The organism is Sorangium sp. So ce1504 (genome assembly GCF_051521635.1).
In the GTDB taxonomy this organism is placed as follows: domain Bacteria; phylum Myxococcota_A; class Polyangia; order Polyangiales; family Polyangiaceae; genus Sorangium; species Sorangium cellulosum_B.
This window is the reverse complement of the sequence record NZ_CP150365.1, coordinates 12,396,596-12,420,542: the sequence shown is the minus strand read 5'-3', so window position 1 is coordinate 12,420,542 and position 23,947 is coordinate 12,396,596. Positions and strand designations below refer to the sequence as shown.

Below are 23,947 nucleotides of genomic sequence, written 5' to 3'. Positions count from 1 at the left end.
CGCTCACCGCCCTCGCTCGTAATCGAGCGCGGCCTTCTCCACGACGTCCCAGTCGCGCGCGGCCCGCTCGGCCTCGGCCACGAGGTCCGCGGTGAACAGCGTGAGCCCCCAGATGCCGTTGTCTCTCCGCCGGAACGGGTACCGCGTGCCGCGCGCCGTCTCGACCGTGGCCCGCTCGCCCGTCACCTCCACCTTCCCGATGCCGGACAGGTCGCGCCGGAGGCGCGCGATGAAGCCCTGCTTCGTGGCCATGTCGACCCACACGTCCGCCCCGTCCTCGGCCATCGCGTGCGCGCGGTACTGCTCCAGCAGGCGCGCGCGCTCCGGCTCCGGGTAGCTCGCCTCGATCCGCTCGCTCGCCTTCCGCCGGTAGTCGCGGATGGTGTACGCCGCGTGCTGCGCCCGGTCCTCGAGGTACGAGAAGCACGCGCGCGGATCGCTGACGCCGATGCTGTACGCGATGCGGAGATAGGCGCCCTCGGGCGTCGTGTCCGGCGGAAATCGGTTGAGCCTGATCACGACGAGCACGAGGGCCAGCACGCCGACGGCGGCGGCGCCCCAGGCGATGGCACGGCGACGGGTCATGTCCGGCTCATCTCTCGCTCTCTCGAACCGGCCGGCACGCTAGTCGATGTGCCCGCCGAACTGCAGATAGAGGGACGTTACCCGCCCCCGGTCGAACGCGGGCCCGAGCGGCTCGTCCAGCGCGAAGAGCAGGCCGGCCCGCATGAAGAAGGTCTTCTGGCTGTCGTACACGAAATACGGCAGCAGCGAGACCTGCCCCTGGTCGTCGTAGACCGACGACGGCACCCACACCGTCTGGAGCGCCACGCCGCCGCCGAAGCCGGAGCGGCTCTGGAGCTCGGGCTCGACCTTGGCCTGGAACACCGCCTCGAGATCGTCGGAGTCGTCGATGAAGCCGCGCCGGACGCCGTCCCCCACCGGGATGAAGAACGTGAGGTCCCCGCCCGCCCGGAGCACGAAGGACCTCCCGAAGCGGTACTCGATGCCGCCCAGGCCGCCGACCGGGAGCGCGTTCGCCGCCCAGAGGTGCAGATCGTAATAGGCCATCGCCGACGCGCTGAAGCCCCTGGCCACGTGCCAGTCGTAGCCGTCGACCGCGCCGAGCGGCAGCCCGGCGCGGCCGCCCGCGTACCACGTGAGCTTGCGGGCAATGTCCGAGTAGTAGAGCGTGAACGTCGGGTTGCCGAGCGCGGCGCGCGACTGGCGGCCCGGATCCTCGAAGTCCCCCGGGCCGTCGAACGAGAGCGCCAGCGGGAACTTCAGGTTGATGAACAGATCCGGCGACGGCTCGAACTGCACGAACGGGACGGCGGCGAGCGAGGTGCCGAGATCACGGGCGCTCCACAGGTAGAGATCCACGCCCGCGTCCGAGCGGTGCACCGGCGGATGCCAGGCGTGCGCCTCGGAAGGGACGGCGAGGAGCGGAGCAGCGGCGGAGACCGCCAGGGCGAATGCTTGAAGCCATCGGGGCGTGCTCATCTCGAGAACTGCCCTACCGAGATCCTCGCCGCGCCGTCAACCGGGTCGAGCCCCCCTTCCTGAGAAGCCGGAGCGCCCCTACGATGCGCCCCATGTCCCGCACGAGACCAGAGGCCCCGTTCCTCGACGCGCTCCGGCGTTCGATCCTCGTGTTCGACGGCGCGATGGGCTCGCTGCTCTACGAGCGCGGGGTGTTCGTCACCCAGAACTTCGAGCAGCTGAACGTCGCGCGCCCCGATCTCGTGAAGAAGATCCACGCCGAGTACGTCGCGGCGGGCGCGAACGTCATCGAGACGAACACCTTCGGCGCGAACAGGTTCCGGCTCGAGCGGTACGGGCTCGTCAACGAGGTCCGCAACTTCAACCTCGCGGGCGCGCGCCTCGCGCGCGAGATCGCGGGCGGCGACGCGTACGTCGCCGGCTCGATCGGCCCGACGGGGCTCGTGCCCGGCGTCGCCACGCGCGACGACCTCGCCGCCGCGTCCGCCACGTTCGCCGAGCAGGCCGGCGCGCTCGCCGAGGGCGGCGCGGACCTCCTGATCCTTGAAACATTTCGCCATCTTGACGAGATCAAGCTCGCCATCGACGCGGCGCGGTCGGCCGCGCCGGGGCTCCCGGTCCTCGCGTCGATGACGTTCGACACGAGCGGCGTCGCGGCGGACGGCAGCGAGCCGGAGCGCGTCGCGCGGACGCTGCGGGACTGGGGGGTCGAGCTGCTCGGCGTCAACTGCGGCGACGGCCCGCAGCTGTCGCTCGCGATGGCGGAGCGGATGGCGACCGCGGGGCTCCCGCTCTGCGTGCAGCCGAACGCGGGCTTGCCCCGCACGGTCGACGGCCGCCAGCTCTACATGGCGACGCCCGAGTACTTCGACGTCTTCGCCCGCCGCATGATCCAGGCCGGCGCGGCGATGATCGGGGGCTGCTGCGGGACCACGCCGGAGCACGTCCGGTGGATGGCCAAGTCGGCCCGCATGCTCCGGGGCGGCGCCGCGCCCGAGGTCGCCGCGCGCCCGCACATCACGATGGACGCGCCCACGGGGCTCGAGCCCACGCCGCTCGGCGAGCGGAGCCCCCTCGCGGCGAAGATCGCCGCGGGCAAGTTCGTGGTCTCCGTCGAGGTGAACCCGGCGCCGGGCCTGAACCCCGAGAGCGCGCTGAGCGCCGCGAAGATGCTCATCGACAGCGGCGTCGACGTCGTGAACGTCGCCGACGGCCCGCGCGCCACGGCGCGGATGACGAACCTCGCCTTCTGCTCGCTCTTGGTCCAGCGCTACGGCATCGAGCCGATCCTGCACGTCTGCGGCCGCGACCGGAACCTCATCGGCCAGATGGCGCACCTGCTCGGCGCCCACGCGATCGGCATCAAGAACCTCGTCATCATCACGGGCGATCCGCCGAAGGTCGGCGACTACCCGGAGGCGACCGCCGTCTACGACCTCGACTCCATCGGGCTGCTCCACATGGCGAGCACGATGAACCGCGGCCTCGACCCGGCCGGCAAGCCGATCCCGGGCGGCAAGACGTCGTTCCTGCTCGCCACGGGGCTCGAGCCCGGCGCCCAGGACCTCGACAAGGAGATCGCGCGTCTGGAACGGAAGCGCGCGGCGGGCGCCGACATCATCATGACCCAGCCGGTCTTCCACCAGGATCTGCTCGAGAAGGTGCTGCGGCGCATCGATCACCTGGGGATGCCGGTGCTCGTCGGCGTGCTGCCGCTGGTCAGCCACAAGAACGCCGAGTTCCTCCACAACGAGGTGCCCGGCATGCAGATCCCGGAGGAGATCCGCGAGCGCATGCGCAAGGTGCCGGCCGGCCCCGAGGCGCGCAAGGAGGGGGTGAAGATCGCCCGCGAGATGCTCTTTTCGGTGCGCGACCGGGTGCAGGGGGCCTACCTGATGCCGCCCCTCGGCAAGTACGAGCTGGCGCTCGAGGTGCTCGACGGCCTCAAGACGGGCTGATCTGCCCGGCGGCCCGCCCCCGCGCACGAGTTCTTGCTTGCAGCGCCGGGCGCCGCGCGGGGAAACTCCGCGGAGATGTCCATAGAGTACCGGCTCCACTCGCGCTGCGCCTGCGGCTCCGTGCTGTCGTCGTCCGAGTTCGCGGCCGCGTCGCGGCCCTTCACGCTGGCCGGGACGAGGCGCGTCTACGAGCGCTCGCGCCCCTTCACGATCCGGCACATCGCCCTCGATCTCGCCCTCGACGTCGAGGCGCGCTCGATCCGCGGCACGGCGCGGCTCGACGCGGTCCGCGTGGACCCCGGCGCGCGCGAGATCGCGCTCGACGCGATCGGCTTCGACCTCGAGGCGGTCGAGATCAGCGCCGGGGCCGGCCGCGCCGCGAAGCCCAAGCGCGGCGCGGGCAAGGCGGCGAGCGGCGCGTTCCACCCGGCCGAGCACACGTACGACGGCGAGACGATCCGCGTCGCCGTGCCGCTCGACGAGGCCGAGGTGTCGATCCTGGTCCGGTACCGGGCGACGCCGCGCCGGGGGATCTATTTCCTCCAGCCGGACGAGCACGTCCCCGACCGCCCGCGCCAGGTCTGGACGCAGTGTCAGGACGAGGACGCGCGCCACATCTTCCCGTGCATCGACAAGCCCCATATCAAGCAGACGACCGAGCTCCGCGCGCAGGTGCCGCCGGGCTGGTACTGCCTGTCGAACGGCGAGCTCGCGAGCGACGCGAGATCGCAGAAGGAGGGCGTCTATCACTACCGGCTGGACGAGCCTCACCCGAGCTACCTGTTCACGCTCGTGGCGGGCGAGTTCGCCCGCATCGACGACGCGGCGCTCGACGTCCCGCTCGCGTACTTCGTGCCGAAGGGGCGCGAGGAGGACGGCCGCCGCACGTTCGCGCGCACGCCGGACATGATCCACCACTTCAGCGAGAAGCTCGGCGTCAAGTATCCCTTCCGCCGCTACGCGCAGGTGGTGGTGAGCGACTTCATCTTCGGAGGGATGGAGAACACGACCGCCACCACGATGTACGAGCACATCCTGCTCGACGAGCGGGCGGCGCTCGACATCTCGTCGGACGATCTCATCGCCCACGAGCTCGCGCACCAGTGGTTCGGCGATCTGGTGACCTGCCGCGACTGGTCGCACGGCTGGCTCAACGAGGGATTCGCGACGTTCATGGAGCACGTCTATCGGGAGCACCACCTCGGCGCCGACGAGTACGATCACGGCCTGAAGGCCGATCTCGACTCGTACCTTGGCGAGGCGCGCGGGCGTTACCGGCGGCCCATCGTCTGTCAGGACTACGACGCGCCGCTCGACGTCTTCGATCGACACCTCTACGAGAAGGGCGGGCTCGTGCTCCACCTGCTCCGCCGGGAGCTCGGAGACGAGCTCTTCTGGCGCGGGGTGAGCACCTACCTGGCGCGCCACGCGCGCGGGGTCGTGGAGACACGGGATCTCGCCCGCGCGCTCGAGGACGTGAGCGGCAAATCGCTGGAGCGCTTCTTCGAGCAGTGGGTCTTCCGCGCCGGGCACCCCGAGCTCGACGTGAAGATCGAGATCGAGGGCGACCAGTGCACCGTGACGGTGAAGCAGGCGCAGGCGGCCGGGCAGCCCAGCCGGGAGCACGCGCTCCAGCCGGACGCCTCGACGCCGCCCGTCTTCGCGTTCGACCTGGTGCTCGATTTCGGCTTCACGGAGGGCAAGGGCTCGATCACGCGGCGCGAGGTGCGGCGCGTGGATCAGGCGGCGCACACCTTCGTCATCCCGCTGCCGCGGCGGCCTCGCTTCGTGGTGGTGGATCCGGACCTCAGGATCCTGGGCGAGGTCCGGGTCGACGCGCCCGGCGATCTCCTGCGGGCGCAGCTCGCCCACGCGCCCACGGCGCGCGGCCGCATGCTCGCCGCGAAGCCGCTCTCTCGGCGGGACGACCCGCCGACGGCGCGGGCGCTCGGGCAGTCGCTCTCGGACGCGAGCGAGTTCTGGGGGGTGCGCGCCGCGGCTGCGGCCGCGCTCGGCGCGCTCCAGTCGAGCGCGGCGTTCGCGCTGCTCGAGGGCAGCGCGGGTGTGGAGCACCCGAAGGTGCGCCGGGCGGTCGCGAGCGCGCTCGGCAGCTTCCGGTCGGCCAAGGCGGCGGAGGTCCTCGGCAAGCTCGCCCTGCGCGACGCGAGCTACCTGGTGCAGGCCGAGGCGGCGCGCGCGCTCGGGGCCACGCGGCAGAGCTCGGGGTTCGAGACGCTGGTCGATCTCCTGGATCGCCCCTCGTGGGGCGAGGTCATCCGCTGCGGCGTGATCGACGGGCTGGCCAACCTGCGGGACGAGCGCGCCGTGCCGCACCTGACGGCCCGCACGCGCTACGGCGTCCCGACGCGGGGGCGGCGGGCGGCGATCATGGCGTTGCCGAAGCTCTCCAGCGATCGGCGGACGCGCGAGCTCCTCGAGGAGCTCCTCGATCAGCCGGATCCGTACCTCCGGGTCGACGTCGCGCGGGCGCTGGGCGATCTCGGCGACGGCCGGGCGCGTGGCGCGCTCCAGCGGCAGCTCGACCGCGATCTCGACGGGCGGGTGCGGCGTCGGATCCGCGAGGTGCTCCGCGACCTGGGCGGGGCGGGCAAGCGCGAGCTCGACCGGCTGCGGGACGAGCTCGAGGCGCTGCGCCGCGACAACGCGGAGATCAGGGCGCGGCTTGGCAAGCTCGAGGCGGCGAGCACCAAGGCCAAGAAGGCGGCCGACGCCAAGTGAGCGAGCCTCTTTGCCGCGCCGCCGCGGTCGGCTAGGCAGGCTCCATGTCGGAAGCCACTCCCGTGAAGCTCGACCGGCGCGGCGCGGTCGCGGTGCTCACCATCGATCGGGCAGATCGCCGCAACGCGCTCTCCCGGGACGCGCTGCTCGCCTTCGGCCGCCTCGGGCGCGAGCTCGTGGACGACCCGGAGGTGCGCGCGATCGTGATCACGGGCGCCGGTGACAAGGCGTTCTGCGCGGGCGCCGATCTGAAGGAGCGGCAGGGCATGAGCCCCGACGACGTCCGTCGCCAGGTGGGCCTGTACCGGACCGACCTCGGGGTGCTCGCGCGGAGCCCGAAGCCGGTGATCGCGGCGATCAACGGCGTCGCGTTCGGCGGGGGGCTGGAGCTCGCGCTGATCTGCGATCTCCGGGTGGCGGCGCCGCACGCCGAGCTCGCGCTGCCGGAGACGTCGCTCGGCATCATCCCGGGCGCGGGCGGCACGCAGCGGCTGCCGCGGGTCGTCGGCGAGGCGCGGGCGAAGGAGATGATCCTGCTCGGCAGGAAGCTCACCGCGCCCGAGGCGCTCGCCTGGGGCCTCGTGAACCGGGTGTCGCCCGAGGGGACGCCGGTGGTCGACGACGCGATCGCGTGGATCGAGCCGATCGCGAGCGGCGCGCCCATCGCGCAGGCCGCGGCGCTCGGGGCGATCGACGACGGCTATGACGTGCCGCTCTCGCTCGGGCTCGAGATCGAGCGGGTCCACTACGACGAGACGCTGCGCAGCGAGGATCGGCTGGAGGCGCTGCGCGCGTTCGCCGAGAAGCGGAAGCCGGTCTACAAGGGGCGGTGAGGGCAGCGACCGGCGGTGACGGCGCGCCTCTGCTCGCTCTGGGAGCGGCCCCGCGGCGCGCGCTGGCCCGGCGGCGAAGCTCGTGTGACTGCCTTCGTGCTAGCCTTGTCCGCATGGATCCCAAGCCGACCGGCGCCGCGCTCCTGCTCGCCCCGGCCGCCCGGGGCGGCGCGGCGGTGAGGCTCCCGCCCGCGGAGCCGCAGCGGGCGCATTTCCCGGCCGTCGATGAGCACCTCGTGGCGCCCGAGGTGACGCGCGACGAGCTGATCCGTGGGCGCAAGGTCGTCGCGGCGCCTGCGCTCGAGCCGCACGCCGAGCAGCAGGTGCGGCTGGATTTCCTGATCGCGCCGCACCTTCGGCCCGGCTACATCGGCGCGGCCGATCTCATCACCCGCGTCGCCGAGGGCTCGGATTTCGCCACCGACCTCTCCATTCGCAGGGCGGGGACCGATCCGGCGACCGGGCGCCGGTATCTGGAGGAGCTCTCGTTCGAGATCGTCAACGAGCAGTCGATGCGGGACGCGCGCGAGAAGGCCGAGGATCTCGTCGCCCGGGGCGTGCGCCGCGTCTTCGTCATCTTCGTCAAGCGTGACGAGATCGCAGAGTGGTCGGCGGCTGAGGGGCGGTTCGTGCCGCTCGCGCCTGACGCGACCATCGAGGATCCGTGCTTGATCCGTCCGGTCCCCGTCCGCGCGTTGCTCGACGGCGCGGCGGCCGAGCGCGAGGTCGTCCGCGCGCTGGAGCGCAAGGGCAATCCTGAAATCGAGGCCATCAAGGCCCGCGAGCGAAAGGCAGCGCTCGATGAGGGGCGGCGCGCGGGGCTCGACGAGGGCCAGCGAGCCGTGCTGCTGCGCCAACTCCGGGCGCGGTTCGGAGAAGTGCCCGAGGCGAGGCGGGAGCAGGTCCTCGCTGCGTCCGGGGAGCGGCTCGCGGTATGGGCCGAGCGGATCCTGACGGCCGGGACACTGGACGAGCTCTTCGAAGGCTGAAACGCGGCACATCGCAGGCGGCTCCTGCGCCTGAACCCGTGCGCGTGGAGGCGCTCGCCAAGGCGGCGGCCGCATCCGGGATCAGATCGGGCTCGTCGAGGCGCTCTGCTGCATAGCGACGATTATCGCTTCGCGGCACCTGGCATCTGCAAAAACACAATATCCAGCAGATGCATCGACATCTCCCTCGTTGAGAAGGGCAATTGCAACATTGAATTCGCCTTGATGTTGGATGGCCCGAAGCTCCTCGGAAAGCGCGCGCACGCCGCAAGTTTCCGAGAGCACGATTGGCTCCACACGCAAAGCGCAACACCTGAAACCTGGCCTCAGGGCCGAGACCACTACAGCCCATCGGTCGGCTGCCGCAGCACCTCGACCTTGCCCTCCAGCCGCTTCGACACCCACACCTTGTTGTTCCGGTCGACGATCACCGCGCCGCAGTCCTCGATCGACTCGACGAGCGCGAGCCCCTTCTCGGCCCCCAGGATGAACGCCGCATCATCGACGGCGTCCGCTGTCAGCGCGTCCTTTGCCCAGATGGTCACGCTCCGGCTCCCGGTCGCCGGGAATCCGGTCCGCGGATCGATGATGTGGTGATAGCGCCTGCCGTCCTTGATGAAGCTCCGCTCGTAGTCGCCCGCCGTGGAGAAGGCGTGGTCCTCCACCTCGATCATCGCGAAGTGGTCGTTCGCGTCCTTGCCGCGCGGGTCCCGCACCCCTGCCCTCCACGGCGACCCGTCCGGCTTCTTTCCGGCGATGTACAGGTCACCGCCGGCCTGCACGAAGAACGACGTCAGCCCCTCCACGCGCAGCACCCGCGCCGCGGCGTCGACGGCGTAGCCCTTCGCGATCCCGCCGAGGCTCATCCGCATCCCGGGCTTCCCGAGCATCACCGTGCGCCGCGCGCGATCGATCTTGATCTGCCTGTGATCGATGAGCGCGCGCGCCCGCTCGACGTCTTCCTTGCGCGGCACGTTGTCGTCGATGTCCTCGTCGAACTTCCAGAGCCCGTGCATCGCCTCGAAGGTGACGTCGAAGACCCCCTCGGAGCGCTCGCTGATCCAGAGGCTCTTCTCGATCACGGCAAGAGACTCCGGGCTCACCTCCACCGCGCCCTTCCCGGCCGCCGCGTTGACCCGCGACAGCTCGCTGTCCGGCCGCCAGGTCGTCATGAGCCCCTCGAGCCTGCGGATCTCGGCGATCGCCTTGTCCAGCCGGGCCCTGATCGCCGCCTCATCCATCGCCTCGCTCGTGTAGGCGGCGAGGAGCAGGCTCGTGCCCATCGCCCTCGCCTCGACCGCGACGCGGGCGGGCCCGGCCTGCGGCGGAGCGGCCTGGGCCGGCAGAGGCGCTGCGCTCGAGGCGGCCGGCCCGGCCTCCTGGCGCGCGCGTGGGGCCGCGTCGCAGGCAGCGAGCGCGAGCGCCGCCGCGAGGCAGGGGCAGAAGCAGAAGCAGAAGCAGAAGAGGAGCGGAGAACAGCGCGGTCCGTGCATTCGAGGGTCCTGGCTCCATGAGAAGTCCCGACAGCGTGGCGGCGCGCGAGCGCGCGAGCGCGCGAGCGCGCGAGCGCGCGAGCGCGCGAGCGTCACCACCGGGCGGCGTCGGCGGAGCTCCTCCGCCAGCGCCACCATGGCCCGGGCGAGCCGCGCGGATCCAGAGTAGTATCGCTCGCCGCTATGAACCTCGACCCGAGCCGCATCCAGCGTGACATCGACGACCTCTCCCCGGACCTCCGCGAGATCGCCGCGCGCATCCACGCGAACCCCGAGCTCCGCTTCGAGGAGCACAGGGCCGCGGCCTGGCTCGCCGAGGCCGTCGAGAAGCGCGGCATCCAGGTCGAGCGGGGGCTCGCCGGCATGCCCACCTCGCTCCGCGCGCGCATCGGGCGCGGCGGGGGTCCCCACCTCGCCATCCTCGCCGAGTACGACGCGCTCCCGGAGATCGGCCACGCTTGCGGGCACAACCTGATCGCGGCGGGTGCGCTGGGCGCGTTCCTCGCGCTGGCGCGGCAGAAGGACGCCGTGGCCGGCACCATCGATCTGGTCGGGACGCCCGCCGAGGAGGGGGGCGGCGGCAAGATCAGGCTGCTCGAGGCGGGCGCCTTCGAGGGCGTCGACGCCGCGATGATGTTCCACCCGTTCGACCGCGACCTGCTCGCGCACGACACGCTGGCCAGCGCCTGGCTCGAGCTCCAGTTCCGCGGCAAGCCCTCGCACGCCGCGCTCGCGCCGTGGGACGGCAACAGCGCGCTCACGGCCTGCCTCGACACCTTCCGGCTGATCGACGGCCAGCGCGTCCACTTCCGCGACGGCGTGCGGGTGCACGGGTTCATCAAGAACGGCGGTCAGGCGGTCAACATCATCCCGGAGCTCGCCGTCGCCGAGTTCTCGGTCCGCGCCCTCGACACCGAGGAGCTCGCCCGCGTGCGGGCGATCGTGGAGCGCTGCGCCCGCGGCGCGGCCATGGCGAGCGGGACCGAGCTCACGCTCGTCGATCAGGGGGGCTACAAGAACATGGTCAACAACCGGAAGATGGCGCGCCGCTTCGGCGAGCACCTGCGCGCCCTCGGCCGCTCGCCGCTCGAGATGGACCCCGCCGTCGGCACCGGCTCGACCGACATGGGCGACGTGTCCCACGCGCTCCCCGCCATCCATCCGTGGATCGCGATCTGCGGCAAGGGAGAGACGACCTGCCATCAGCACGCGTTCGCCGCGCGCGCCGCGAGCCCCGCCGGCCAGGACTCGATGCTGATCGCCGCCAAGGCCATGGCGATGACGTGCGCGGATCTCCTGCTCGATCCCGAGCTGCGGCAGGGCGTGCGCGAGGAGTTCGCGCAGCGGAAGGCCGGGGCGAGCGCGCGCTAGTTCCCTCGGGGCTCCGCCCCGAACCCCGGCGTCCGCTTCGCGGCCGCCCTGTTTCTGCGCGTCAGCAATCCCTGGCGGGATTTCTGACGCGCAGAAACAGGCGCGTTCAGCCGTCGTCCTGAAGGGGGTTCCCGAGGTCGTCCATCAGCCCGGTCCCCCCCTCGATCGGGATCGCCCGCGCCAGGGCGACCCGCTCCAGCATCACCGACAGCGCGATCTTGTCTCCGACGTCCGGCAGCCAGGTGCGGGACCCATCCCAGAGATCGAGCCGGATGTTGCTCGCCGGCACGGTCCCGCTGACCGCCGCCGCGCCGCCGGCGCTCGCCTGCGCGGAGGGCACCGCCATCCGGTCGATCTGCGACCAGGCGAAGCGCCGCACGCGCGGCACGCCGAAGGTGAGCAGCTCGCGCAGCTCGATCCCTTCCGGGTGCACGACGACCCCCCGCATCTGCTCGCGCAGCACCATCGCCAGCGCGCTCGCGCACAGGACGATGGCGCACACGCTGGAGGAGACGAGCCGGTGGCGATCGCCCTCGACGACGTACTGGAAGATCCGGGAGCTCGAGGGAGCGTTCTGGCCGTAGAAGATCACCGCCGAGACGCCGAGGGCGAAGGTCAGGTAAAGCAGCGCCGGGAGGCGCTCCTTCAGCGGCGGCCCGAACGCGATGCGCTTCTCGGGCCTGTACGTCATGTCAAAGCCGGGAGGTCGGGAGGGACGCGCCATAGACTCCTAGTCTACACGGCGGGGGAGCCGACGCTTGGGTCCGCCCCCTCGACCGGGCCGCCTCGTGCCGGGCCGCGCCGCGCTCCCGGCGACCCACGTGCGGGCGAAGGGCTGAAACCCATTGCCGGGCGATGGCTGAACGGACATGAAGGGGCGTCCCGACGGCGTCCCGTCGGCCCCTCCTGGAGCCTTCCATGCACGATCGCTTCCTGCGCGCCTGCCGGCGAGAGCCGACCGATGTCACGCCCGTGTGGTTCATGCGCCAGGCCGGCCGGTACATGGCCGAGTACCGGGAGCTCAGGAAGAAGTACACGCTCCTCGAGATCTGCAAGACGCCCGAGCTCGCGCTCGAGGTGACGCTCCAGCCGCTGCGGCTCGGGATGGACGCGGCGATCCTCTTCGCGGACATCCTGCTGCCGCTCGAGCCGATGGGCGCCCCCTTCGAGTTCGCGAAGGGCGAGGGCCCGGTGATCCACGAGCCCGTGCGCGATCGGGCCGGCATCGAGCGGCTGCGGGTGTTCGAGCCCGAGGAGGGCCTCGGCTACGTGCTCGACGCCGTGCGCCTCATCCGCAAGGAGCTGGACGGCAAGACGCCGCTCATCGGCTTCGCCGGCGCGCCGTTCACCATGGCGAGCTACCTGGTCGAGGGGGGCAAGTCGAGCGACTACCGGCTCACGAAGCAGCTGATGTGGAGCGACCCCGAGGCGTGGTCGGCGCTGATGGGCAAGATCTCGGAGGTCGTCCGCCGCCTGTTGCGCGCTCAGGTCGCCGCGGGCGCCCAGGCGGTGCAGCTGTTCGACTCGTGGGTCGGCTCGCTCTCGATCGACGACTACCGCGAGCACGTGCAGCCGCACGTGCGGCACATCCTCCGCGACCTCGAGGCGACCGGGGTCCCGGTCATCCACTTCGGCACGAACACGGGGGCGCTCCTGGAGGCGCAGCGCGACGCCGGCGGCACGGTGATCGGCGTCGACTGGCGCACGCCGCTCGACAAGGCGTGGCAGCGCATCGGGTACGATCGTGCGGTGCAGGGCAACCTCGATCCGCTGCTGCTCTGCGCGCCGCGCGCCGTCGCCGAGCGCCGCGCGCGCGCGGTGCTCGCGGAGGCCGGCGGGCGCGCCGGGCACATCTTCAACCTCGGCCACGGCATCATCCCGGAGACGCCGGTCGATACGGTCAAGGCGGTCATCGATCTCGTCCACTCCATCCCGCGCGCGTCGCTCCAGGGCGAGCCGGATCGCTGACGCCGCGCATCGCGCCGCGGCGTCGACCGGGATCGCGCGTCGGGCGCCAGGCTGCGCCGACGCATCGCGCCGCGCCAGCGCATCGCGCCGCTGACCAGGATCGTGCGGCGAGGAGCGAGGCCGCGCCGCCGCCTGGCCCTGATGAAGAAGCCGCATCGGCGCCTCACCGTCGAGATCTCAGACCCCCTCCCGGGGTGATATGGTCCAGCCGCGAGCATGTGCGAGCTCCTCGGGATGGAGTGCAACGTCCCCACAGACATCGTCTTTTCGTTCAACGGCCTCCGGCACCGGGGCGGCCGCACCGGTCCCCACGCTGACGGTTGGGGCCTCGCGTTCTTCGAGGGGCGCGCCGCGCGCGTGTTCCTCGATCCGAGCCCCGCCGCGGAGAGCCCGCTGGCGCGATTCCTCAGCGAGACGCCCATCAAGACGCTGCTCGCGATCGGCCACATCCGGCGCCGTACCCGCGGCGACGTGCTTCTCGCCAACACGCACCCGTTCGTGCGCGAGCTCTGGGGACGCCACTGGGTCTTCGCGCACAACGGCACGCTCCCTCGCGTCCGGCGCCGCGCGCTGGGCCGCTTCAACCCCATCGGAACGACCGACAGCGAGCACGCCTTCTGTTACCTGCTGGAGGGCCTCCGCAGCTCGTTCCCCGGCTATCCGCGCCGGCCCAGCGAGCTCTGGGAAGCGATCGCGGCGCTCGGCGGCGAGCTCGGCCAGGACGGCACGTTCAACTTCCTGCTCGGCGACGGGCGCCACCTCTTCGCCCGCTGCGCAACCCGGCTCTGTCACATCATCCGCAAGGCCCCCTTCGGCATCGCGACGCTCCTGGACGACGATGTCCGCGTCGACTTCTCGGCCGTCACGACCCCGAAGGATCGGATCGCGGTGGTCGCGACGAGCCCGCTCACCGCGAACGAGACCTGGACCACGGGACGACCGGGCGAGCTCTGGGTATTCGACGGCGGCGAGCTGCGCGCGACGCTGTCGTCGCTCGCCTGACCGACGCGCCAGCGCGGTGTCCACCCCTCGCGCGCTGTCGTGCCGCGGCCTGGAGATGGGCACGGCAGCCTGAAAAGAAAAACGCCGCGACGGACCTGGGGGGGGAAGGTCTCCGCCGCGACGCAGGTCTATCCTACGCACCCTGTGTGCCAAGTCAACTAACCGGCACGCTGGCGGGGCCGCTGCGCGGTCGCGGCGCACGTGGTTCCGCTCGGTTCCGCTCCGTTCCGCTCCGTTCCGCTCCGTTCCGCTCGGTTTCGCGCCGCTTCACGCCGTTCTGCTCGGCTTCGCTCGGTTCCGCTCCGGTGCAGCTCCGTTCCGTGCCGCTTCGCTCCGATGCAGCTCCGTTCCGTGCCGCTTCGCTCCGATGCAGCTCCGTTCCGTGCCGCTTCGCTCCGTTCCGCTTCGCACGGTTCCGGTCCGCTGCGTTCCGCTTCGCTCAGTTCAGCGTTGTGATGCGCCATGGTTTTGAGGCAGAACTCACAGAGCCTCGTCCCCGCAGAACGCGGACATGCCAGGCGAACAGACACATCGTGTTCCAGCGAACCATTCTCTCCCTTGCCGGCTCAATCGCTCGCCGGACGGGTGGCGGCGCGCTCGGGAAACGCATAGAGAGACCCGCGTCCTCGGCAGCTCGGGCTGCACAAGAGGAAAGAGATCGGGCGTCAACTGCGATAGCAGCGCACAGCGCCCCACAAGGCGCATCGGCGAGCACCGGCGGTGCGGCGCCGCGTGAGCGGCGGCAAACGGCGGCGAGGGGCGGACGGCGTGCGGGGAACAAGCCGAGAACGTGGAAGGGCGCGACGAGCGCGACGGAGCGCAGAGGGCGACGTAGGCCCTTGTCGGGTCGGGAAGGCGGAGGAAGCACTGAAGACGGCTCCGCCCGGATGGCCGTCTTGACGGGAGTCGGGGCATGTCAGTACGCTTTGACGTTGGGCGAGCTAGGGCATATCGAACCGTTGCATCGCGACCGAAGAGCCACGCCCGGGTAGGTTCCGTCTCGGGAAGAGCTCGAACAATGTCGAGGCTAGGTCGCACGACGGGTTGGGCTGAGCGCGCGTGAGTGACTTCGACGAAAAGACTCGTGTAACGCAGGTGGTCCAGCCCCCACCGGGCGGCGGCAGCAAGAACACGACCGACTGCCTGGTCGTGATCTACACGAAGGAGCCCACGCTGCTCGGCAAGCGGTTCGTGCTGGAGAACAACCCGACGAGGGTCGGTCGCGGCGCGGACAACCACATCGTGCTCGACGGCGACTCCGTGTCACGAAGGCACGCCCATTTCGAGCAGCGGCCGAACGCCTGGATGGTCGTCGACGATGGGAGCACCAACGGGACGTACTGCAACGATGAGCAGATCTCCCGCGAGGTGGTGCTGAAGAACGGAGACCGGGTGAAGATCGGTCCCACGATCTTCAAGTTCCTGTCCGGCGCCGACGTGGAGGCGCAATACCACGAAGAGATCTACCGGATGACCATCATCGATGGTCTCACGCAGATCCACAACAAGCGCTACCTCTACGAGGCGCTCGAGCGCGAGATCATCCGCGGCCGCCGCCACGAGCGGGACCTCGCGATCCTCCTGTTCGACATCGACCACTTCAAGCGCATCAACGACGTCCACGGCCACCTGGCCGGCGACTTCGTGCTGAAGGAGGTCGCGCGCATCGTGCAGAGCCGCATTCGCCGCGACGAGGTCTTCGCGCGCTACGGCGGCGAGGAGTTCGCCATCATCCTGCCGGAGACGTCCATCGAGGGCGCGGCGGCCCTCGGCGAGACCCTGCGTCAAAAGGTCGCGGAGCACCTGTTCGTGTTCCAGGCCGACAGCATCCGCGTGACGATCAGCGTCGGCGTGGCGCTCCTCCAGGAGGGTGATCGCACCGCGAACGACCTCATCAAGCGCGCGGACGAGCGCCTCTACCACGCGAAGAACAGCGGAAGAAACCGGGTGTGCGCCTGAGCAGCCGCCCGCGGGCGCGCTAGGTTCCGGCGGAGGAAGGACGATGCCGAACAGCGATCTGCCGCTGCCGGCGGCGCCGGACGCGGGCAGCGGCGCGGAGCTGCCCGCGATCCTGTCGACGCCGCCTGGTCCCCTGTCGCGGAGCGCCCTCGAGCGCCTCGAGCGCGTCGAGTGCCCGGCGTTCGGCCGGCGGCGCGAGGCGCGGGCGCAGAAGAGCGGCGCCGACATGCTGCCGATCGTGCTGTCGCACGGGCGCGGCGCGAACGTCTGCGACGTCGACGGGAACCGCTACGTCGACCTGTGCGCCGGCTTCGGCGCGCTGCTGCTCGGCCACTCGGCGGCGCCGGTGCGGCGCGCGGCGGAGGAGCAGCTGTCGCGGCTGACCCTCGCGCTCGGCGACGTGTACTCGGCCGACGTGAAGATCGCCCTGCTGGAGCGCCTCGCGGCGCTGCACCCCGGGCCCTCGCCCATGGCGCTGCTCGGCCAGAGCGGCAGCGACGCGATCACCGCGGCCGTCAAGACGGCGGCGCTCTCGACGGGACGGCCGGGGCTCGTCGCGTTCGAGGGCGCGTACCACGGGCTCGGGTACGCGCCGCTCGCGGCGTGCGGGCTGCGCGAGAGCTACCGGTCGCCCTTCGCGGAGCAGCTCAACCGGCGCGTGACGTTCGCGCCCTACCCGCGCGACGAGGCGGGCGCCGCGCGCTCGGTCGACGCCGTCGAGCTCGCGCTGCGCGGGGGCGACGTCGGCGCGGTCCTCCTCGAGCCGATCCTCGGGCGGGGCGGCTGCGTCGTCCCACCCGACGCGTTCCTGCGCGCGGTCTGCGAAGCGGCGCACCGGCACGGGGCGCTCGTGATCGCGGACGAGATCTGGACCGGCCTCGGTCGCTCGGGGGCGATGACGCGGACAGGAGAGCTCGGGGCGCCGGTCGATATCCTCTGCTTCGGCAAGGGGCTCGGCGGCGGGCTGCCCATCTCCGCGTGCGTGGCGCCCGAGCCGATCATGCGGGCGTGGGCGCGCGAGGGCGAGGTGGTCCACACGTCGACGCACTCCGGATCGCCCCTCGCGTCGAGCGCCGCGCTCGCGACGCTCGACGCCCTCGACGAAGGTCGGCTGGCCGCGCGCTCGCGCGACGTGGGCGCTCGCTTCCAGGCGATGCTGCGAGAGGCGCTCCCGCGCAGGGCAGGCGTCGTCGACGTGCGGGGCGCGGGGCTCATGGTCGGCGTCGAGCTCGAGAGCGCCGAGCTGGGGCTCCGGGCCATGCGCGGGATGCTGGCCGAAGGGTACCTGGTCCTCACGGGCGGGGTGCGCGGCGAGACGCTGACGCTGACGCCGGCGCTCACCATCCCCGAGCCGCTGCTCTCGGCCGCGGCCGGCGCGCTCGCGCGCGTGTTGACGGCCTAGCGCGCGAGCGGAGCAGGACGCGCGTGCTATCCCGGTGCCCGTGGGACCGATAGACCAGAGCGAGGCGCTGCACCGCCGCGCGCGGGCGTTCATCGAGGCGGCGGCGCTCGGCGTGGACAGGGCGGGCTCGACAGGCGCCGGCCGAGCGGCGGCCGCCTCTCCTCCGCAGGACCAGGGCGAGCGCGGGGCGCTCCCGGAGACCTTCGATGCGCTCGCGATCGCCCTCGCCCGGCACCAGGCCGCGCATTGCGCGCCGGTGGCCCGCCTCTTCGAGGCGCGCGGCGCGGACGTCGCCGCGATGGATCACGCGGCGCAGATCCCCGCTGTGCCGTGCGACGTGTTCCGGTTCGCGCGCGTCGCGGCCCACCCGCCGGAGGCGGACGAGCGCGTCTTCCGCACGAGCGGAACCTCCCTCGGCGCGGCGTCCCGCGGCGAGCACCCGTTCCGCACGACCGCCACGTACGAGCTGGCCGCGCTCGCGTGGGGGGAGCGCCTGCTGTGGCCCGACGGCGCGCGGCTCCGGGCGATCGTCCTCGCGCCGCCGCTCCACGAGGCGCCGGACTCGTCGCTCGGGTTCATGATCGACCGCTTCGCCGCGCGCCTCTCGGGGCCGGCGAGCTGGCACGTTCGTGGCGGCGAGCTCGACGCCGCGGGGTTCGCCCGCGCGTGCGCCGAGGCGCGCGCCTCGGGAGAGCCGGCGCTCGTGCTCGGCACGTCGTTCGCCTTCGTGCACCTGATCGAGCACCTGATCGGGGCGCGGCTGCCCGAGGGCGCGGCGCTGCTGCCCGAAGGGAGCCGGGTCATGCAGACCGGCGGCTACAAGGGCCGCTCGCGCGAGGTGCCCGCGGAGGAGCTGCGGGCGTCGATCGCGCGGGCGCTGGGGGTTCCGCTCTCGCACGTGGTGAGCGAGTACGGCATGACCGAGCTCTCCAGCCAGCTCTACGAGGGCACGCTCGCGGCGGCGCTCGCCGGCGCACCGGGCGCGGCGCCGGGGCTGTACCTCGCGCCTCCCTGGACGCGCGTCACCGCGGCGGACCCCGAGACGCTCACGCCGCTCCCTGCCGGGGCGATCGGGCTCGCGCGGATCGTCGATCTCGCGAATGTCGACTCGGCGGTCGCCATCCAGACCGCCGACCGCGTGCGCGTCACCGCGGAGGGCGTCGAGCTCCTGGGTCGCGCGTCCGGGGCGCCGCCGCGCGGCTGCTCGATCGCGATGGACCAGATGCTCGGCGGCGGGCCGTGATGATGGACGACGGCGCGGCGCGGCGCCTCCGGGTCGAGCGCGCGGTCGCCGCGGCGGCGCGGCTCGCGGACGCGCGCGATCCGCTGGGCGAGGAGGCGCGCCAGCGGTTGCCTTCCACGAGCGGCCTCTCGCCCGAGGGCGTGGAGCTCGCGCTCGACCGCCACCTCGAGGTCGCGCCGAGCGACGGCGAGCTCGACGCGCTCGTGGCGTCCTCGGGGCGCGCGCGCCGCTGCCACGTGGTCCTGGCGGCCAACGTCTGCACGGCGCCGCTGCGGGCCATCGCCGTCGCGACGGCCACAGCGCCGGAGGTCTTCGTGCGCCCGTCCCGCCGCGATCCCGTCGTCGCGGAGCTCCTCGTGCGCGCGCTGCAGGCCGACGAAGGCTTCCGCCGCGGCGGCGGGGCCATCGCGCTGGTCGCCGACATCACGCTCGGGGACGCCGGAGCGGCGGCCGGCGAGCGGGTTCCCGGGGATCTGCCGCACGCCGAGCTGCACGTCTACGGCTCGGACCAGACCGTGGCGACGCTGCGGGCCCAGGCCGGCCCGGGCGTGCTCGTGCGCGGGCACGGCGCCGGCCTGGGGCTCGCCGTCGTCGGCCTGGACGCGAACCTCGTCGAGGCGGCGCGGGACATCGCTGCGGACGTCGTGCCGTTCGATCAGCGCGGCTGCCTGTCGCCGCGCTTCGCGCTGGTGGAAGGCCCGGCCGAGCGCGCGGAGGCGCTCGCGCGCGGCCTGCACGAGGCGCTCGAGGAGGCGGGCGCGCGCGTCCCGCGCGGGCCGCTCGACGGCGCCGCCCGCGCGGAGGTCACCATGTACCGGGCCACGCTCGACGCCGTGGGCTCGTTCTGGGAAGGTCGAGGACACGGGGTCGGCCTGGATCCGGCGCCGCGAGCGCTTCTGCTGCCGCCGGCGGCGCGCGTCGTCCACGTGGCGGCGAGCAGCGCCGAGGCCGCTCCGGCGCTGCTCGCGCCGATCCGCGGCGCGATCACCGCGATCGGCGCGGGCGGAGGCGGGATGCTCGCGCGCGCGGCGGCCGCGGCTGCCCCGCGCGCCCGGCTCTCCGCGCTCGGGCGGATGCAGCGCCCGCCCCTCGACGGCCCCGTCGATCTGCGGACGGCCTGACGTCCAGCTGCCCGCGCTGGCGGCTCGCAGCGAGCGCGCACGTCGCGCGGCCACGCCGTCCAGACCGCGACACGATCGGGACGTGGTGGGAGCAAGGTGCGCTCGAGCGACGGTGTGTGATAGCGATCATGGCATGTCGTCGCGCACCGATCCGAAGGCGACCCATCCGCCCACGGAGCTCGAAGCGATCGCGAGCCCGTCGGCGACGCCGTCCGGCGTGGAGGGCTCACGGGACAGCCTCGTGAACCGCGCGCTGGACGAGCTCCGCCCCGACGAGGAGGACGCGTCCCTCTCGAGCGATCCGGCCGGCAGCTCGGCCCGCGTCGCGAACGCCGACGATGAGGGCGCGCCGCCGTCGGTCGCCTCCGCGAGGATCCAGGTGCGCCGCGACGAGCGCCTGGATCTCGTGATCGAGTACCTGGCCTTCGTGGCGAAGCCGATGCCGCTGTCGCTCCTCCTCGACGAGGCGCCGCAGCGGATCGCCGCGATCCTCGGCGCCGACGTGGCCTCGCTGTACCTCCTCGAGGGCGACGGCGACGAGCTGGTGCTGCGAGGCAACGTCGGCTTTCCGCGCGAGGCGCGCGGCACGGTGCGGCTCTCGGTCGGGCAGGGCATCACGGGCATGGCGGTCGAGTGCCTGCGGCCGATCTCGGTCGTCCAGGCGACCGAGCACGAGCGCTATCGAGCGTTCCCTGAGCTCCGTGAAGAGCGCTTCCCGGTCTTCCTCGCGGCGCCCATCCTCGGCAGCGGCCGCCCGCTCGGCGCCCTCGTCGTGCAACGGGCGGGCGATCGCGCCTTCACGGCGCGGGACGTCGAGCTCGTCATGGCGCTGACCGCTCCGATCGCGGCCGGCGCTCGCCACGCGCAGGTGCTCGACGAGCTGCGCGAGCGGCGGCGGCGCACGGGCGGTGGCACGCGCAAGGTCACGCTGCCGGGGTTGCCCGTCGTCGCCGGGCGCGCGCTCGGCGCCATCGCGGCCCTGCGGCGGCCGGCGACCTCATCGCTCGGCGCGCGGCAGGGCAGCGGCGATCCGAAGCTCCTGCGGCTCGCGTTCGACATCGCGGAGAAGGCGCTCCTCGACCTCAACGCCCGCGCAGCGAAGCGAGGGCTCGCGCAGGAGGCGGCGTTCCTCTCGACCTACCTCCTGATGATCGGCGACGGCCGCCTGCGCGCGCGCGCCTTCGAGCTCGCGGCCAGCGGGCGCAACGTCGCGCAGGCGCTCGGGACGGTCGCTCGCGAGGTGGCGCGGGCCGCCAACGGGATCGTCGGTGACCCGTTCCTGCAGGATCGCGCCCGTGACATCGAGGATCTCTGCGATGCGATCCTGATGCTGGCGACCCCGGATGCCCGGGCCGAGCTCCCGTCGAAGGCGGTCCTCGTGGGAGACCAGCTGACGGTCTTCGACCTCTTGATCTCCGCCCGGGCCCACCCGGTGGGCGTCGCGCTCAGCGACCGGTCCGGGCCGCGCTCGCTCGTGCTCCTCCAGCTGCTCGGCGTGCCGTCGATCGTGGATGTGGCGGGGGCGTTCCGCTGGGCGTCGCCAGGAGACGTCGCGCTCCTCGACGCGGACCACGGCTTCCTGGTGATCAACCCGTCCCGGGCCGAGGTCGCGACCGTTCGCGCGGCGCGACGCAAGGGACCCGCGTCGCCGGAACCCGACGAAGACGACGACGAAGAGGACGAGCCGGCGAACTGAGCACTGGCCGGGGCCAGTGCTCGCGGCTCAGCTGCCGGACCGCGCGGCGGCGGCCGGCTCGGCCGGCGTTCCCTGGGCGCTCTGCAGCTCCTTCTTGGCGCGCCAGTTTGCCAGGCGCTTCGTATCGCGACGCTTCTTCTTGGCTCTCACTGCGGGCTTCTGCGGCATGGCCGGCGGTATAGTCGCTCGAGCCCCTCGAGGGAACCCCGTACCTCACGCCGCCCCCTGTTCAGGCCACGGGGCGTTGACGCCCCACGGCGACCGCCCCATGACCGCTGCTCCGATGAACGTCCGTCTCATACACGAGTTCCGCTTCGAGGCCGCCCACCGCCTTCCCAAGGTGCCGCAGGGGCACAAGTGCGCGCGCCTCCACGGTCACAGCTTCAAGGTCGAGGTCGCGATCCGCGGCCCAGTGAACGAGGAGACGGGGTGGTTCATCGATTACAGCCACCTCTACGAGGCCTGGGCTCCCCTCCACGACCTGCTCGATCACCACTACCTGAACGAGGTCCCCGGGCTGGAGAACCCGACGAGCGAGGTGCTCGCACGGTGGATCTGGACCCGCCTCGCGCCGTCGCTGCCGTCCTTGAACCGGGTCACCATCTTCGAGACCTGCGACGCCCGCTGCGAGTACGAGGGCGACTAGGTCGATGAAGACGCTCGTCTGCCGCTGCGAGGACGTCACGCTGCACGAGCTCGAGGCCGCGATGGATCGCGGCTACAAGGACATCGAGTCCGTCAAGCGCTACACGGGCTTCGGCACCGGCTGGTGCCAGGGCAAGTGGTGCCTCGCGCTCTGCGCGCGGCTCATCGAGGAGCGCGGGGGCGACGCCCGGAAGCCGATCACCCCGCGGCCGCCGTACCACCCGGTCTCGCTCGCGGCGCTCGCCGGGCTCGACGAGCTCGGCCTCCGCGGCGGCGGGCGCGAGCGCTAGCCGCGCTCGCTGGCCGCGCTCCGCGCGATCCGCGCCCTGGCCCGATCGTCGACCGTGATCAGACGAGGGGGCGCCGAGCGCTCGCGCACCCGACGTTCACGGTCAGCTCGAAGACCCCTTCGGACCAGTACTTCGAGACCGCGTGGTGCAGGTACTTGAGCATCGAGTCGATGATCTGCGGCTCGACGTCGAGCATCGCCGTCGACTCCGGGATCACCATCAACCTCGAGATGGGATCCTCGAGGAACTCACGCCCGCTCTCGAACGACACGGCGATGAGCTGGACGTCGACCTCGACCTCGTCGAGCCCCGCGCCCTCGATCTCCTCGGCGATGGTCTCGATCGTGGGGCGGCTGACGGCGGCGGCGTCCACCGCGGCGCCGAGCTCCGAGAGGTCTTGCTTGAGCGCGCACTCCCGCGCGATGTCCGCGATCTCCGGGAACGAACCGCGCAACGGCAGCGCGATGAGCGCCTGGCCGCCGGGGACGAGGACCCGGCGCAGCTCGGCGAGGAGCTGCGCCCGCTCGCTCGGACGGCAGACCGGGTGCAGCGTGAACGCGTGGGAGAAGCTCGCGTCCGGCAGCGGCGTCGGAAGGGCGTCGGCGAGCACGTAGCTCGCGTTCATCCCGGAGAACAGCGCGGCCTTGTCGCGCGCGAGCTCGAGCGCGGCGGCGGAGCCGTCGACGCCCACGAGGGTCGCGCCGGGCAGCTTGTCGGCCACGATCGCGTCGGGGAAGCCGCTCCTGCAGCCGAGGTGGACGATGCGCGCCGCCTCGGAGGGCAGCAGCATCTCGACTGCCAGCGAGGCGAAGAACGAGAGGTAGCGCGGGACGACCGCGTGCTCGAACAACACGGCGTCCGCCGCGCTCAGCGGCGGGCCGATCATCAGGCGACCCCGTCCTCCTCCTCGTCGTCGTAGGGCGCGAGGAGGCTGAGCGCCTCTTCGGCGAGCTCGCCGATCGTGACCTCCGACGTCGCGTCGTCGCCGCCGTCGTCCGCGAGCTCGACCGTGCGCTTGTCGTCGAGCAGCGGCTGGATGAGCGGCGCATGCGCCGGGTCACCGATCTCGACCAGCGTCTCGATCGCCGCCGCGACCGCGTCCGGATCCTTGTGGCCCAGGAACTGGCTGAGCAGCTTCGGCACGCCCGGCTCCGGCACCTCGGCGATGAGGTACGGCAGCTCCGGGAGCGCCGACGAGCCCACCGGCAGCCGCTTCAGCGCGCGCTCGATCGCCTGCGCGACCTCCTTGAACCGATCGTAGGCCAGCGTTTCGATCTCCTCGCCCGCGGCCTGCCGCGCCTCGGGGTGCTCCGACGCGAGCACATCGATGAGCGCGTCGAGCGCGCGCGGCCCCTCGTGCTCGCCGAGCAGCGACGCGATACGCACCAGCCGGAGCGCCGCCTCGTCCTCGTCGTTCTCGCGCGTCGCGGCCGCGATCGCGTCCGTGAGGACATCCAGCAGCCCATCGCCGGGCATGGCCGTCAGGTCGTCGTGGAGCCGGCGAGCCGTGCGCTCCGCGTCGAACAGCTTGTTCAGGGTCGTCTCGATGGCTTGACGATTTTGCACGAAGAGGAGCTATCAACAGCGCGTCGCCTCCGCAAGCCGGCAGGCAACAAGGGCCTGTTCCTCGCGAATTCCCGTCCACGGCGGGCGCGGCCGCGCGTGCCCGGCGCCGCCCACGCCGGGGCCGCCGCGCGCAGGCCGGGCGGGACGAGCGCGCCGCCGCTGCATCGAG

Annotated in this window: 22 protein-coding genes; 14 read left to right on the top strand and 8 right to left on the bottom strand. The window is 72.4% G+C overall.

The genetic code is table 11. The features are described 5' to 3' along the window. Positions 1–3 precede the first annotated feature (3 nt). Entirely contained in the window at positions 4–585 is a 582-nt protein-coding gene (locus WMF39_RS46805; RefSeq protein ID WP_437742912.1) for a hypothetical protein, read from the bottom strand. A 39-nt stretch (positions 586–624) separates the two neighbouring features. After that, positions 625–1,503, bottom strand: coding sequence for a hypothetical protein (locus tag WMF39_RS46800; RefSeq protein WP_437742911.1), 879 nt, complete (start codon positions 1,501–1,503; stop codon positions 625–627). A 92-nt stretch (positions 1,504–1,595) separates the two neighbouring features. Here WMF39_RS46800 and WMF39_RS46795 point away from each other — a divergent pair, with 92 nt between their 5' ends. The 4 genes from WMF39_RS46795 (at position 1,596) to WMF39_RS46780 (ending at position 8,022) form a co-directional block, all read left to right on the top strand. Then, positions 1,596–3,461 carry a bifunctional homocysteine S-methyltransferase/methylenetetrahydrofolate reductase gene (locus tag WMF39_RS46795; RefSeq protein ID WP_437742910.1) on the top strand — a complete coding sequence of 622 codons (1,866 nt, stop codon included), beginning with the start codon at positions 1,596–1,598 and terminating at the stop codon, positions 3,459–3,461. 75 nt (positions 3,462–3,536) lie between these two features. Further along, positions 3,537–6,200, top strand: coding sequence for a M1 family aminopeptidase (locus WMF39_RS46790; protein WP_437742909.1), 2,664 nt, complete (start codon positions 3,537–3,539; stop codon positions 6,198–6,200). Positions 6,201–6,244: 44 nt separating this feature from the next. Beyond that, positions 6,245–7,033, top strand: coding sequence for an enoyl-CoA hydratase-related protein (locus tag WMF39_RS46785; RefSeq protein WP_437742908.1), 789 nt, complete (start codon positions 6,245–6,247; stop codon positions 7,031–7,033). Positions 7,034–7,146: 113 nt separating this feature from the next. Then, positions 7,147–8,022 (top strand): hypothetical protein, encoded by an 876-nt coding sequence (locus tag WMF39_RS46780; protein WP_437742907.1) that lies wholly within the window; start codon positions 7,147–7,149, stop codon positions 8,020–8,022. An 81-nt stretch (positions 8,023–8,103) separates the two neighbouring features. Here the strand turns inward: WMF39_RS46780 and WMF39_RS46775 are convergent, their stop codons facing one another. Next, positions 8,104–8,307, bottom strand: coding sequence for a hypothetical protein (locus tag WMF39_RS46775; RefSeq protein ID WP_437742906.1), 204 nt, complete (start codon positions 8,305–8,307; stop codon positions 8,104–8,106). 56 nt (positions 8,308–8,363) lie between these two features. Further along, complete coding sequence (locus WMF39_RS46770; protein ID WP_437742905.1) at positions 8,364–9,515, bottom strand: FAD:protein FMN transferase; 1,152 nt, start codon at positions 9,513–9,515, stop codon at positions 8,364–8,366. 183 nt (positions 9,516–9,698) lie between these two features. Between WMF39_RS46770 and WMF39_RS46765 the strand changes: the two genes are divergently transcribed. Next, on the top strand, positions 9,699–10,886 hold the full coding sequence (locus WMF39_RS46765) for an amidohydrolase (RefSeq protein WP_437742904.1): 1,188 nt from the start codon (positions 9,699–9,701) through the stop codon (positions 10,884–10,886). Positions 10,887–10,992: 106 nt separating this feature from the next. Here the strand turns inward: WMF39_RS46765 and WMF39_RS46760 are convergent, their stop codons facing one another. Further along, entirely contained in the window at positions 10,993–11,577 is a 585-nt protein-coding gene (locus WMF39_RS46760; protein ID WP_437742903.1) for a hypothetical protein, read from the bottom strand. Positions 11,578–11,804: 227 nt separating this feature from the next. Between WMF39_RS46760 and hemE the strand changes: the two genes are divergently transcribed. From hemE to WMF39_RS46725, 7 genes are all read left to right on the top strand, one after another. After that, positions 11,805–12,854 carry a uroporphyrinogen decarboxylase gene (gene hemE / locus WMF39_RS46755; protein ID WP_437547498.1) on the top strand — a complete coding sequence of 350 codons (1,050 nt, stop codon included), beginning with the start codon at positions 11,805–11,807 and terminating at the stop codon, positions 12,852–12,854. Positions 12,855–13,070: 216 nt separating this feature from the next. Continuing rightward, positions 13,071–13,856 (top strand): class II glutamine amidotransferase, encoded by a 786-nt coding sequence (locus WMF39_RS46750; protein WP_272096333.1) that lies wholly within the window; start codon positions 13,071–13,073, stop codon positions 13,854–13,856. Between the two features lie 1,059 nt (positions 13,857–14,915). Next, on the top strand, positions 14,916–15,815 hold the full coding sequence (locus tag WMF39_RS46745; RefSeq protein ID WP_437742902.1) for a diguanylate cyclase: 900 nt from the start codon (positions 14,916–14,918) through the stop codon (positions 15,813–15,815). A 43-nt stretch (positions 15,816–15,858) separates the two neighbouring features. Next, a complete protein-coding gene (locus tag WMF39_RS46740) occupies positions 15,859–17,217 on the top strand; it encodes an aspartate aminotransferase family protein (RefSeq protein ID WP_437742901.1) in 1,359 nt (452 codons plus the stop codon). A gap of 40 nt (positions 17,218–17,257) precedes the next feature. Then, positions 17,258–18,460 carry an acyl-protein synthetase gene (locus WMF39_RS46735; protein ID WP_437742900.1) on the top strand — a complete coding sequence of 401 codons (1,203 nt, stop codon included), beginning with the start codon at positions 17,258–17,260 and terminating at the stop codon, positions 18,458–18,460. Beyond that, positions 18,460–19,581: an acyl-CoA reductase gene (locus tag WMF39_RS46730; protein WP_437748124.1), complete on the top strand. Its 1,122-nt coding sequence runs from the start codon at positions 18,460–18,462 to the stop codon at positions 19,579–19,581. The genes WMF39_RS46735 and WMF39_RS46730 overlap by 1 nt, the downstream gene beginning before the upstream one ends. 133 nt (positions 19,582–19,714) lie before the next feature. Next, the gene (locus WMF39_RS46725; protein ID WP_437742899.1) at positions 19,715–21,277 is read left to right on the top strand and encodes a GAF domain-containing protein; all 1,563 of its coding nucleotides are present in this window, start codon (positions 19,715–19,717) and stop codon (positions 21,275–21,277) included. A 27-nt stretch (positions 21,278–21,304) separates the two neighbouring features. Here WMF39_RS46725 and WMF39_RS46720 read toward each other — a convergent pair whose 3' ends face one another. After that, positions 21,305–21,445: a hypothetical protein gene (locus tag WMF39_RS46720; RefSeq protein ID WP_012241230.1), complete on the bottom strand. Its 141-nt coding sequence runs from the start codon at positions 21,443–21,445 to the stop codon at positions 21,305–21,307. 115 nt (positions 21,446–21,560) lie between these two features. On the opposite strand from WMF39_RS46720, the gene queD reads away from it, so the two are divergent. Together queD and WMF39_RS46710 are read left to right on the top strand one after the other, a co-directional pair. Then, positions 21,561–21,923 carry a 6-carboxytetrahydropterin synthase QueD gene (gene queD / locus WMF39_RS46715; RefSeq protein ID WP_437742898.1) on the top strand — a complete coding sequence of 121 codons (363 nt, stop codon included), beginning with the start codon at positions 21,561–21,563 and terminating at the stop codon, positions 21,921–21,923. Between the two features lie 4 nt (positions 21,924–21,927). After that, positions 21,928–22,212 (top strand): (2Fe-2S)-binding protein, encoded by a 285-nt coding sequence (locus WMF39_RS46710; protein ID WP_272096324.1) that lies wholly within the window; start codon positions 21,928–21,930, stop codon positions 22,210–22,212. Positions 22,213–22,270: 58 nt separating this feature from the next. Here the strand turns inward: WMF39_RS46710 and WMF39_RS46705 are convergent, their stop codons facing one another. Beyond that, positions 22,271–23,098 carry a class I SAM-dependent methyltransferase gene (locus WMF39_RS46705; protein WP_012241227.1) on the bottom strand — a complete coding sequence of 276 codons (828 nt, stop codon included), beginning with the start codon at positions 23,096–23,098 and terminating at the stop codon, positions 22,271–22,273. Then, positions 23,098–23,778: a HEAT repeat domain-containing protein gene (locus tag WMF39_RS46700; RefSeq protein ID WP_437742897.1), complete on the bottom strand. Its 681-nt coding sequence runs from the start codon at positions 23,776–23,778 to the stop codon at positions 23,098–23,100. Before WMF39_RS46700 ends, WMF39_RS46705 begins: the two co-directional genes overlap by 1 nt. Positions 23,779–23,947: the final 169 nt, after the last annotated feature.